The sequence below is a fragment of the Burkholderia diffusa genome (assembly GCF_001718315.1).
Classification (GTDB): domain Bacteria; phylum Pseudomonadota; class Gammaproteobacteria; order Burkholderiales; family Burkholderiaceae; genus Burkholderia; species Burkholderia diffusa_B.
In genome coordinates this window covers 300,201-312,145 of sequence record NZ_CP013364.1, presented here as the reverse complement: position 1 = coordinate 312,145, position 11,945 = coordinate 300,201, and the positions used below count along the sequence as shown (strand labels likewise).

The 11,945-nt window shown below is 67.9% G+C and carries 12 protein-coding genes; 10 read left to right on the top strand and 2 right to left on the bottom strand.

Going from position 1 to position 11,945, the window contains the following annotated elements; all coding sequences use genetic code 11:
• Positions 1-43: 43 nt before the first annotated feature.
• Positions 44-547 carry a universal stress protein gene (locus tag WI26_RS28180; RefSeq protein ID WP_069228029.1) on the top strand — a complete coding sequence of 168 codons (504 nt, stop codon included), beginning with the start codon at positions 44-46 and terminating at the stop codon, positions 545-547.
• Positions 544-1,377, top strand: a complete 834-nt coding sequence (locus WI26_RS28175; RefSeq protein WP_069228028.1) for a universal stress protein — start codon at positions 544-546, stop codon at positions 1,375-1,377. Before WI26_RS28180 ends, WI26_RS28175 begins: the two co-directional genes overlap by 4 nt.
• Before the next feature lie 48 nt (positions 1,378-1,425).
• Here WI26_RS28175 and WI26_RS28170 read toward each other — a convergent pair whose 3' ends face one another.
• Positions 1,426-1,896, bottom strand: coding sequence for a universal stress protein (locus WI26_RS28170; RefSeq protein ID WP_059540648.1), 471 nt, complete (start codon positions 1,894-1,896; stop codon positions 1,426-1,428).
• Positions 1,897-2,144: 248 nt separating this feature from the next.
• On the opposite strand from WI26_RS28170, the gene WI26_RS28165 reads away from it, so the two are divergent.
• The 3 genes from WI26_RS28165 (at position 2,145) to fnr (ending at position 5,981) form a co-directional block, all read left to right on the top strand.
• Entirely contained in the window at positions 2,145-4,139 is a 1,995-nt protein-coding gene (locus WI26_RS28165; protein ID WP_069228027.1) for a PAS domain S-box protein, read from the top strand.
• Positions 4,136-4,783, top strand: coding sequence for a response regulator transcription factor (locus WI26_RS28160; protein WP_059504963.1), 648 nt, complete (start codon positions 4,136-4,138; stop codon positions 4,781-4,783). Before WI26_RS28165 ends, WI26_RS28160 begins: the two co-directional genes overlap by 4 nt.
• A 424-nt stretch (positions 4,784-5,207) precedes the next feature.
• Positions 5,208-5,981, top strand: a complete 774-nt coding sequence (gene fnr, locus WI26_RS28155) for a fumarate/nitrate reduction transcriptional regulator Fnr (protein ID WP_059504965.1) — start codon at positions 5,208-5,210, stop codon at positions 5,979-5,981.
• A 25-nt stretch (positions 5,982-6,006) separates the two neighbouring features.
• Here fnr and WI26_RS28150 read toward each other — a convergent pair whose 3' ends face one another.
• Positions 6,007-6,996: a zinc-dependent alcohol dehydrogenase family protein gene (locus WI26_RS28150; protein ID WP_069228026.1), complete on the bottom strand. Its 990-nt coding sequence runs from the start codon at positions 6,994-6,996 to the stop codon at positions 6,007-6,009.
• A 173-nt stretch (positions 6,997-7,169) separates the two neighbouring features.
• On the opposite strand from WI26_RS28150, the gene WI26_RS28145 reads away from it, so the two are divergent.
• The 5 genes from WI26_RS28145 (at position 7,170) to WI26_RS28125 (ending at position 11,886) form a co-directional block, all read left to right on the top strand.
• A complete protein-coding gene (locus tag WI26_RS28145) occupies positions 7,170-8,177 on the top strand; it encodes an Acg family FMN-binding oxidoreductase (protein WP_069228025.1) in 1,008 nt (335 codons plus the stop codon).
• Positions 8,178-8,196: 19 nt separating this feature from the next.
• Complete coding sequence (locus WI26_RS28140; protein ID WP_059504972.1) at positions 8,197-8,532, top strand: c-type cytochrome; 336 nt, start codon at positions 8,197-8,199, stop codon at positions 8,530-8,532.
• Between the two features lie 22 nt (positions 8,533-8,554).
• Positions 8,555-9,583 carry an LOG family protein gene (locus WI26_RS28135; RefSeq protein WP_060245347.1) on the top strand — a complete coding sequence of 343 codons (1,029 nt, stop codon included), beginning with the start codon at positions 8,555-8,557 and terminating at the stop codon, positions 9,581-9,583.
• 140 nt (positions 9,584-9,723) lie between these two features.
• Positions 9,724-9,966 (top strand): hypothetical protein, encoded by a 243-nt coding sequence (locus tag WI26_RS28130; RefSeq protein ID WP_069228024.1) that lies wholly within the window; start codon positions 9,724-9,726, stop codon positions 9,964-9,966.
• A 162-nt stretch (positions 9,967-10,128) separates the two neighbouring features.
• Positions 10,129-11,886, top strand: a complete 1,758-nt coding sequence (locus WI26_RS28125; protein WP_069228023.1) for a SulP family inorganic anion transporter — start codon at positions 10,129-10,131, stop codon at positions 11,884-11,886.
• The last annotated feature ends 59 nt before the right edge of the window (positions 11,887-11,945 follow it).

Genomic DNA, 11,945 nt, shown 5'->3' with positions numbered 1-11,945 from the left:
GCGCCGATGATGATTGCATCAACATCCGTTCAAGGGAAACGTCATGTACTCGAACATTCTGGTTGCGCTCGACGGCAGCGATACGTCGTCCCGCGCACTCGACGCCGCGCTGAACCTCGCGTCGGAGACGGGTGCGCGGCTGACCCCGGTCTACGTCGTCGATTTCCTCGTGCCTGCCTACGACATGTACGGATACGATCCGTCGATCCTGATCGACGCATTCCGCGAGGAAGGGCTGCGCGTCACGGAAGATGCGGCGAAGCGCATGAAGGCGCGCGACGTGGCCGGCACGCCGCAGATCTCCAATGTCGCGCCGGCGGGTGAAGACGTCGCGCAACGCATCGTCGGTCTCGCCGGCGAGATCAACGCCGATCTGATCGTGATGGGCACGCACGGCCGGCGCGGTTTCCAGCGCCTCTTCCTCGGCAGCGTGGCCGAGCGCGTGCTGCGTCAGGCCAAGTGCCCGATCCTGATGATTCCGGCGAGTTGCGCCGCGAAGGCGTCTGCCGAGGCCACCGCGGCATCAACCGAAAAGGAGCCGTCATGAGCTACAAGACCCTGCTCGTCCATCTCGACGACAGCGAGCGCTGTGCGACGCGCGTCGACCTCGCGCTCGAACTCGCGGGACGCTGGAACGCCCATCTGATCGGCCTCTACGTGGTCTGCCAGGACCTGTTCGAGCCGTTGCGGCGACCGAACGAACCGCTGAAACTGGCCGTCTACGAACGCCTGTGCGACCAGCGACGCAAGGAAGCAGAAGAGAAATTTCTGATCGCCGCCGAACGCGCCGGACGCAGCGTCGAATGGCAAGCGCCGACGGGCAACTCGACCGAGGCCGCGATCCTGCATGCGCGCCACGCCGATCTGCTGGTGCTCGGCCAGGAGAACCCCGACGACCGCATGACCTACGTGGCCCCCCATTTCATCGAGGATGTCGTGATGGGCAGCGGACGCCCGGCGCTCGTCGTGCCCTACGCGGGCGACGTGCGAACGCTCGGCGAGAACGTGCTGATCGGCTGGGATGGCGGGCGCGAAGCCGCCCGTGTGATGGCCGACGCACTGCCGCTGCTCGCCCGCGCACGCTTCGTCAACGTCGAGACGGTCGCCCGCGGGCAACCGGATCCGGACAAGACGCCGGCGGGCGTCGACGTCGCCGCGTATCTCGAACGGCACGGCGTTCGCGCGTCGTTCTCGACCACGCCGCGCGAACGGTCGGTGAGCGTGGGCGCGACGCTGCTGAACCGGGTGACCGATCTGCATGCGGATCTGCTGGTGATGGGCCTGTACAGCCATGCGCGCATGCACGAACGCGTGCTCGGCGGTGTCACTCGCACGATCCTCGAGACAATGACGGTGCCGGTCCTGCTGTCTCACTGAGCAAGCAAAAACGGGCAGCCGCTTGCGGCTGCCCGCGTCTTGCCGCCCTCACAGCACGCCGGCACACGCGCCCGGCCCTTCCCGTACGACCAGCACCGGCCGGTCCGCGATGCGCACCAGCGATTCGGCAACACTGCCGAGCAATGCACGGCGCACGCCGCGCCGGCCATGCGTGCCCATCACGATCAGATCCGCATCGCATTCGGCCGCGGCTCGCGCCAGCACGTCCGATATGTCCTCTCCGCACGCGTCGATCGTTTGCGCGATGCCGCGTACGCCGGACAGCTGGAACGCGGCTTCCGCGTCCGAGACCGCGATCGCGGCCTTGTCGGCGTCCAGTCCGGCCGGGTCGCGCTGGTCGATATAGCCGCTGTCGACGTCGGCCAGCCGAGGCGCATCCGATACCACGCACATGGCGATGACCAGGCTGCCCGACTCGCGGGCGAGCGCAATCGCCTCGTCGAGCGCGAGCCGCGCACTGCGGCTGCCGTCGAGTGCCGCAAAGATCCTTTGGTACATGGTGCCTCCCTGCCGTCGTCCCGGTTCGATCGGTTCCTGAAACCAGTCTGATCCCGGCATGCGTCTTTCCGTTGACGCGCATCAAGCGCGCACGGCGCCGTCCGTACGCGTCGGTCCCGATTGGCGAACGTCGGGAAACCGCGCACAATTTAGTGCAATATCGCAGTTGCGGCCCGCCCCGCTGTTCGTGCCTCGCGTTCGGCCCGCCGCCAGCCAGCCACCGACGAAGTCCGTCAGGATGAACGGCAATGACATCGAATTCGCCCCCTTTCAGGGCCGGGCCGGCGTCGCACCGGATCCGGCCCGCGCGATATGCAGCGATGGCCGCGCTGCTGACGCTGGCGCTTGGCCTGACTGCAACGTTTGCGGCATCCCGGATACTGCAGAACGAGGCACGGCACGCCGCCCAGGCGAGGTTCGAGCAAACCGCGACACTCGCGAAGGCCGACCTTCAGCGCACGCTCCTCGGCGCGGCAGCCGTATTGCGCAGCGCGCGCGGCTTCGCGTCGAACTTGCCCGCGCCGCAATCGGGAGCTGCGTGGCGCCGCTATCTCGCCAGTCTGAATCTGGACGGATTGCAGTCGCCAGTCCGCAATCTCGGGAGAATCGAGCCGAGCGCGGCGGAGGACAATCAGGCGACCCGGCAAGCGCTGCAGCGCGCGGCGGAAACCGGCAGGGTCGCGCTCGCCGCGAATGCGATCCAGGACAGCACCGATGCGACGATCGCCCGGACGGAGCTGACGCTGTACCTGCCGATTTATGCGAACGCTGAAGATATTGCTTCGTCCGTGCCGCGGCACGCGACGGCCATCGGGTACGTTTTTGCCGCGCTGAATGCGGATCGCCTCGTCGATTCGTCCGTTCTCGATCGGTTGCACCTGGAAATCACGGCCGACGACCCGGCCGCGCCGGTGTATTCCGGAGGCTTCGGCGTCGGGGACTCGACCGCCGCCAGCGACATGCTCCGGCGAACCGATTCCCTGACGTTCGGCGGCACGCCGCTCTCGCTGCGCTACAGCGCGCCGCGCGCCGATACGGCCGGCGTCATGATGGCGGTCCTGCTGGCCGGCACCGTGCTCTCGCTGACGCTGGCCGCGCTCGTGCAGCAGGTCGTCGCGAAGCGCGGGCTCGCCGGTACACCCGCCGGCGGCAGCCAACCCACCGAGGCGCGGATGATGGGCATCATCCGGTCGTCGATGGAGGCCATCATCACCGTCGACGAAAACCAGACGATCGTGATCTTCAACCCGGCCGCCGAACAGGTGTTCGGCGTCTCCGCGATGGAGGCGGTCGGCGCGCCCCTGTCCCGTTTCATCCCCGAGCGCTTCCGTGCCGCACACGCGCGACACGTCGAGCAGTTCGGTGTGACGGGCGTGTCGGAGCGTCAGATGGGGCGGCAACGCGTGCTGTTCGGCCTGCGCGGCGACGGCACCGAATTTCCGATCGAGGCGTCGATCTCGCAGATTCGCGACGGCGCCGGCAAGCTGTACACGGTCATGCTGCGCGACGTGACCGAGCGGGTGCGCGCGGAAAATGCCCTCAAGCAGTCGCGCGAGGAACTGCGCGACCTGTCCGCCAACCTGCAGAACGTGCGGGAAGAAGAGAAAACCCGCATCGCGCGCGAATTGCATGACGACCTCGGCCAGCAACTCACCGCGCTCAAGATGGACCTCTCGGCCGTCGAGCTGGGGCTTGCGGGTGATGTCGCCCCCAACACCGGCACGCGCGAGCAGTTGGGCGGCATGCATCGCCTGATCGATTCGATCGTTGCGTCGGTGCGGCGCATCGCGGCCGATCTGCGGCCGGTGATGCTCGACGACCTGGGCCTCGTCCCGGCGATCGAATGGCTTGCAAACGATTTCACGCGCCGCTACCGGATCACGGTCGAACGTGAGCTGCCGCCCGTCGATACCGCGTTCACCGGCACCGGCGCGACCACGCTGTTCCGCATCGTGCAGGAGGCGCTGACCAACGTCGCGCGACACTCGGATGCAACGAACGTGACGCTGGCATTGAAAGTGGAAGACGGATATTGCATGCTGCGCATCGCGGACAACGGTCACGGCGCGCCCGAGCACGCCGGCACCGTGCAGGACCGCCCGTCGTTCGGCCTGATCGGCATCCGTGAGCGCGCGCACATGCTCGAGGGTACGGTGACGATCGACAACCGGCCGGGAGAGGGATTCACGATCACCGTGGCGCTGCCGCTTCACGCCATCCAGCAAGGAGATGTGCTGTCATGATCAGGGTACTCATCGCCGACGACCACGCACTCGTCAGGGACGGTCTTCGGCACATTCTCCAGAACGCGAGCGGTTTCGAGGTCGTCGGCGAAGCGCAGGACAGTGCGTCGACCATCGCGCTCATGCGCGACACGGAGGCCAGCGTGCTGGTGCTCGACCTGTCGATGCCCGGCCGCAACGGCGTCGAACTCATCAAGCAGATCAAGGACGAGAAGCCGGGACTGCATATCCTCGTGCTGACGATGCATGCCGAACAGCAATATGCGGTGCGCGCATTCCGCGCGGGCGCCTCGGGCTACATGACCAAGGAAAGTGCCAGCGCCGAACTGGTCGCCGCATTGACCAAGATCGCGGCCGGCGGCGTCTACGTCAGCCTGACCATGGCCGAGCAGTTCGCGCAGAGCCTGAACGAGCCGACCGATCTCCTGCCGCATCAGCGCCTGTCCGACCGCGAGTTCGACGTCTTCCGGCGCGTCACCACCGGCGAGTCGATTTCCGAAATCGCGCAGGCGCTCTGCGTCAGCGTGAAGACCGTCAGCACGTACAAGACGCGGATCCTCGAAAAGATGCAGCTGCCGAACGACACGGCACTCGTGCGCTACGCGATGCGCCACAAGCTGTTCGAGGACCCGGACGAGCTCTGACGGCGGCATCGGGCGCAGTGGCGTCGCCGCCCGGATGTCGAGGTGGCATCCGTGGCGAAGGCCCGACCGGCGCGGCGACGCCACGCCCGCCATGAGCGTCGGGCGCACGCCCGCGATGCTCGCGACAAGTTGCCGCGCCCCTGTAGGAAACCACCTACAAGACTTCCCTATCACCTACTGCAACTTCAATTCCGGCTGATTTTCTTGACGTCGCGCAACATCCATACTGCACATCAAGAAAAACGAACCAGCGAGCCTTCCGGAGCAAGGGCAACATCATCGTCGAGACCGGCGCATCGGTCTTCCGGCGCGCCCGGTGGGGCTTTCCCGACAGGAAGGCGGCAGAGACCAAGGCCGCCGGTACAACGGCCAGCGCGCCACCGCCCGACGGCGGACCGCCGCTGCCCCCGAACTGGAGCCGATCATGCAGAGCAGTGCCGAAGTCTCGACGACCATGCCGTTACGCCCGTTCATCCCGCTGCATCCCGTCGAACCGGCGGATCAGCCCAAGCGCGCCGCGTCCCGCTGTTCGACGTGCTCATTGCGTACCGTCTGCCTGCCGCCCGATCTTTCGCCCGACGATTTCGCGCGCGTCGACGCGATGATCTGCACGACGCGACACGTCAGGCGCGGCGAAACGCTGTTTCGCGCGGGCGACGGATTCAACAGCATCTATGCGGTGAGAACCGGATCATTCAAGACCATCGTGATGCATCGCGACGGCAACGAGCAGATCACCGGCTTCCAGATCGTCGGCGAATCGCTCGGGCTCGACGGCGTGCACACCGGGCACCACAACGGCGACGCGATCGCGCTCGAGGACAGCACGGTCTGCATCATCCCGTTCGGCCAGCTCGAGCAGATGTGCCGCGAAGTGCGGCCGATGCAGCATCACGTGTATCAGATGATGAGCGGCGAGATCGTGCGCGAATCCTCCCAGATGCTCCTGCTTGGTACGATGAGCGCCGAGCAGCGGGTGGCCGCGTTCCTGCTGAATCTCTCCGCACGCTTCAAGGCGCGCGGTTACTCGGCTGCGGAATTCGTGCTGCGGATGACGCGCGACGAGATCGGCGAATATCTCGGGATGAAGCTCGAAACGGTCAGCCGCATGTTGTCGAAGTTCCAGCACAAGGGGCTCGTCGCGGCGCAGGGCAAGCAGATCCGGATCGTCGATTCGGACGGCCTGCGGCAGATCTGAGCGCGCCGCGGATCCGCCAGGCGGATCAACCGCGCATGGCAAGCACGGCGGCGCCCGATACGCGCCCGCCGCGCAAGTCGTCGAGCGCGCGGTTCGCATCGGTCAGCGCGTAGCGCACTGCGTCGACCCGCAGCGGCATCGCGGCGGCGATCCGCATGAATTCGACCGCGTCCGCGCGCGTGAGGTTGGCCACCGACGCGATGCGGCGCTCGCCCCACAGCCACGCGTACGGAAAGCCCGGGATGTCGCTCATGTGAATGCCGCCGCACACGACGATCCCGCCTTTGTCGACCGCGCGCAGCGCGGCCGGCACCAGGGCGCCCACCGGCGCGAAAATCAGCGCGGCATCGAGCGGCTCCGGCGGCGCTTCGTCGCTGCCGCCGGCCCACGCGGCTCCCAGCGACAGCGCGAGCCGCTGCGCCGCCGTGTCGCCGGGCTTCGTCAGCGCGAACACCTTGCGGCCTTCGGCATGCGCGACCTGCGCGACGAGATGGGCCGCCGCACCGAAACCGTAGATGCCGATGCGGCGCGCGTCGCCCGCCATGCGCAAGGTTCGATAACCGATCAGGCCGGCGCACAGAAGCGGCGCCGCCTCCAGATCGGCATAGCGTTGCGGCAGATGCACGCAATAGCGGTGATCTGCAACCACGCGTTCGGCATAGCCGCCGTCGATCGTATAGCCGGTGAAACCGGGGCTGTCGCACAAGTTCTCGCGACCGGACGTGCAATACGCGCAATGCCCGCAGGTCGACCCCAGCCACGGAACGCCTACCCGATCGCTCACGGCGAAGCCCGTCACGCCTTCGCCCAGCCGGCGCACCGTGCCGACGATTTCGTGCCCCGGAATCAGCGGCAGCTTCGGGCGTGCAAGCTCGCCGTCGACCACGTGAAGATCCGTCCGGCACACGCCGCATGCGTGTACGTCGATCAGCAACTGGCCCGCCGCGGGCGACGGATCCGGCACGTGCGATTCGCGCAACTGCGGTGTCGTGCCGTCAAACATCATCGCAAGCATGCTCGCCTCCCTGCGCGACCGGTGTCGCGCGCTACACGTTCCAAGGCTAGCCGTCGGCCGCCGCGCGTGTCTCGTCCGATGACGGGCGCTTGACGTGGGTCAACGCCCGCCGGACGGTTGCTGACACGATGAGGTGGCGTGATGCCGCCCGCGCGGCAACCTGGAGATGATCGATGATATCCGTTCCCCCGCTTGCCGCAAGCGCCCATCCCGACCATCAGTTGCGGGAGTTGCTGGGCTACGCGGTGCTGGCTCCGTCCAGCCACAACTCCCAGCCGTGGCGCTTCCTGGTCAACGGCGCGACGATTTCCGTATGCGCGGACCGCGTTCGCGCATTGCCCGTGGTCGATCCGTTCGATCGCGAACTGATCATCAGCTGCGGCGCCGCGTTGCTCAACCTGCGTGTCGCGCTCGATCATGCCGGGCTCGCCCACACGATCAGGACGTTTCCTTCCGAGGTCGACCCCGATCTGCTGGCGCTCGTCCGGGTCTGCGACGACGGCTATTCCGATGTATCCCTCGGCACGCTGTTCGATGCGATTCCGGAACGCGTCACGACGCGTGCGCCATTCGAATCGACCGCCGTGCCGGACGAAGTCCAGCATGAGTTGATCGCGGCCGGCGTCGCGGAAGGCGCCGACGTCGCGTGCGTCGACTCGATCGCGCATCGCGCACGCGTCGCCGAGCTGGTGGCGGAGGCCGACCGTCAGCAGTTCGCGGACCCGCGCTTCCGGCGCGAGTTGGCGAGCTGGATCGATCCGCGCCGGCACGTCGACGGCATGCCGGCGTTCGCTGCCGGCGTGCCGACGTTGCTGGATTTCGCCGCACCGGTCGCGACGATGGCGGTACGAACCTTCGATCTCGGCAACGGGCTGGCCGCGCTGCATCACCAGCTCGTCGGCGCATCGCCGTTGATCGTGTGCATCGCGACCGTGCGAGACGATCGCGAAGCGTGGCTCGCCGCCGGCCAGGCGCTCGAGCGCATCCTGCTCGTCGCGACGCGCGCCGGTTATACCGCGTCGTACCTGAACCAGCCGATCGAGACGGCCGGGTTGCGTGCCCACCTGCGCCACATGCTCGGGCTGCGCGGCGAGCCGCAGTTGCTGCTGCGCGTCGGACGCGGTCCGCATACGCCGCATTCGCCGCGCCGTCCGCTCGATGAAGTGGTCTCCTTCTCCTGATCCCGACGAGGAAACGAACATGAGCATCATCCGTGCCGCCGCCCTCTGCGTGATCGCCTTGACGGCCGGCATGGCCGCCGCGCAGACGACCGTGCCCGAGCCGACCGAACTCGTCAATGCGCAGCACTGCATGTTCTGTCATACGCCCGACATGACGTTCCTCGGACCATCGTTTCACGAGATCGCCGAACGCTATCGCGGCGATCCGCGTGCCGCCGCGGAGCTGGAACGCAAGCTGCGCGTCGGCGGCCGGGTGCACTGGGGCGACACGCCGATGCCGTCGGCCATCGATCGCGGCGGGCCGCTGTCTGCCGACGACGCGCATCGGCTCGTGCAATGGGTGCTGAGCCAGTGACCGTCGCGCGGCGCTTCCATCGATGTCGACTCCCGCCAAACGCGCTCCCGCCGGCACGGCAAAAGGCGACGCACGCCGTCGTCCCGTTCGCGTTGCGACGATCGCGAAGGGGCGCGGCAAACGGCTACGCGCGAAGCACGATGCCGCCGTCCGCAAGAACGCCATCCAGCCCGTCTCGCGCCGCGCGCGGCGCGTCACCCCAAGCCCGAGCCGCACACCGGCCGACGAAGACGCAACCCTTCTGCAGGGCTCGGGCATGCGCGGCATCCGGCTGCAACTCGACTACTGGAAAGCCGAGGAGCGCCTGCAGAACGAACGGATCGGCCATGCGGTCGTGATCTACGGCAGCACGCGCATCGTCGCGCCGTCGGTCGCGAACGCGCGGCTGGACGAGGCGAATCGCCTGCTCGCCCAGCGTCCGCACGACGCGAGCCGGCGGCGCGCCGTCGCGATCGCCAGCCGGCTCGTCGAACAGAGTGTGTATTACCGCGTCGCGCGCGAGTTCGGGCGCATCGTCGCCCATGCCGACCGGTGCACGCGCACCGCGCGGCTCGCCATCGTCACCGGGGGCGGGCCCGGGATCATGGAGGCCGCCAATCGCGGCGCCTACGAGCGTGGCGCGCCGAGCATCGGCTTCAATATCGAACTGCCGCGCGAACAGGCGCCGAATCCGTACATCACGCCGGATCTCTGCTTCCGGTTTCACTATTTCGCGATCCGCAAGCTGCACCTGCTCGAGCGCGCGAAGGCGGCCGTCTTCTTCCCCGGCGGCTACGGCACATTCGACGAGCTGTTCGAGGTGCTGACCCTGCTGCAGACGCGCAAGATCGCGCCGCTGCCGGTCATCCTGGTCGGCGAGGCGTACTGGCGCCGCGCGGTCGACCTCGCGTTTCTCGCGGACGAAGGGATGATCGACCGGCGCGATCTGGAACTGTTCACGTATTGCGAATCCGCCACGGCGATCTGGCACGCGATCGGCAGCTGGTATGCGCGGCGTCGGGAACGCGCGCCGGCAAGCTGCAAGGCGTCGTCGAAGTCACGCGCCATGTAGGAATCCGCCCACGACGCGTGCGTGATTCCTACCGCGACTTCGGGACCGGCTGATTGAATCGCGGGCGCGCGACAACGATACTGAAGCCATGGATACCGGCCCGCCGGCATACCGATCGCACAACAACCAGGAGAGACGTCATGTCACACGCCGACTATCGTTCCGATTCGGAGATGCGGGCCGCCACGTCCGCCACGTCCGGCACGTCCGGCACAGCCGCGCTCGACACGCTGGCGCTTGTCGCACTCGCCCGAGACGCCGGCATGCTGGTGATACTGGACGGGCAGATCGGCCGCGAGCGGTATGAAAGCGTGACGGGATCGGTCGCCACGCTGGCCCGCTTCGCACAGGCGCTGCAGCTTTCCGCGCTCAAGGTGGCGTGATGCGCGGCGTCCCGGCGTCGAGCCTCGGTATCCGTCGCCGGTGCGACGGCCCTTGTCGCCGCGCGGTTTCGCGCGTCCATTCGGGGGCGGCCATATTCCGATGAACGCCTGCGTGTCGGGGCAAGGCAATCCTGTCGTCCCGACCTTCCCGCGAAAGCCGCGATGAACCGCCCGTTATCCGGACGGATCGTGCGCATGCTCCCGGGCGTCGCGCTGCTCTCGAACTATCGGCGCGCGTGGTTTTCGCGCGACCTGTATGCGGGGATCGCGCTTTCGGCCGTCCTGGTGCCGGTCGGCATGAGCTATGCGCAGGCAGCCGGGCTGCCCGCCATCACGGGCCTTTATGCGTCGATCACGGCATTGCTCGCGTATGCGCTGCTCGGCCCGAGCCGGATCCTCGTGCTCGGCCCGGATTCCGCGCTGGCGGCGCTGATCGCGGGCGCCATTGCTCCGCTCGCCGCTCATGACCCCCAGCGCGCGATCGCGCTGTCCGGCGCGCTGGCGCTGTCGGCCGGCGCAATCTGCATCCTGCTCGGTGCACTCGGTCTCGGCTTCGTCACCGATCTGTTGTCACGCCCGATCCAGTACGGTTACCTGAACGGCATCGCCATCGCGCTCGTGGTCGGGCGGCTGCCCGAACTCTTCGGCATGCCCGTGTCGGGCAGCGACGTCTTTTCCAGCCTGACGCGCGTCGTGCATGCCTTCGTCGACGGCCGTTTTTCCATCGCTGCCGGTCTGCTCGGCGTCGCGGTGCTGGCGGCCATCTTCCTGATCAAACGCGTGACGCCACGCTGGCCCGCCATATTGATCGCCGTGCTGGCGGCAACGCTCGTCGCTCGCCTGTCGCCGTTGCACGGCGTCGCGACGGTCGGCGCGTTGCCCGGCGGCCTGCCTGCGCCGCACCTGCCGGCCGTCTCGCTTGCCGATGTGGGCGCGCTCGCGTCCGGCGCGGTCGCGGTGGCGCTGGTGTCGTTCGCCGACATCAGCATGCTGTCGCGCGCACTTTCCGCGCGGGCGGGCGATGCGCCGGACCGCAACCAGGAGCTGATCGCACTGGGCGCCGCCAATCTGCTCGCCGGCGTGACGCAGGGCTGCGCGGTCAGCAGCAGCGCGTCCCGCACACCGGTCGCGATCGCCGCGGGCGCGCAGAGCCAGATCACGAATGTCGTCGCGGCCGCGTGCATCGCGATTCTGCTCATTGCCGCGCCGATGCTGCTCACGTTCGTCCCGCGCACCGCATTGGCCGCTGTCGTCATCTATGCGGCGTTCGGCATCGCCGACGTGCGCAGCGTCGTGCGGCTGTACCGGATGCGCCGGGGCGAATGCCTGATCTCGATGCTGTGCTTCGCGGGCGTGATTGCCCTGGGCGTCGTACCCGGCATCCTGCTCGCCAGCGCGCTGTCGCTGCTGTCGTTCGTCTGGCGGGCCTGGCATCCGTACGACGCGGTGCTGGGCCGGCTGACGGGCGTGCGCGGCTATCACGACATCGCGCGCCATCCCGACGCCGTGCAAACGCACGGGCTCGTGCTGTTTCGCTGGGATGCGCCACTCTTCTATGCGAACGTCGAGATCTTCTGCGAGCATCTGGACGCCGCGATCGCACAAGCGGCGGGCCCGGTCACGCGCATCGTGGTCGCCGCCGAGCCCGTCACCGACATCGACGTCAGCGCCGCGGATCGGCTCGTGGCGCTGCACAAGGAACTCGAGGAGCGCGGCATCGAAATGAATTTCGCGGAGATGAAGGGGCCGGTGAAGGATCGCCTGCGCGCCTACGGCCTGTTCGACGTGTTCGGCGCGGCCAGCTTCTTTCCGACCGTCACCGATGCGGTTGCCCGTCATGTTCGGCCACCGGACCGACATGCACGCAGCTGCAAGAGAAAGCGCGCGCAGCGCCGGCGCGTCTCCCGCAAGACGCGGTAGACGATCGCCGCGCGAATCGACGCGGGGCAGCCGCATCGCGCATCGCGCGACGGGACCGG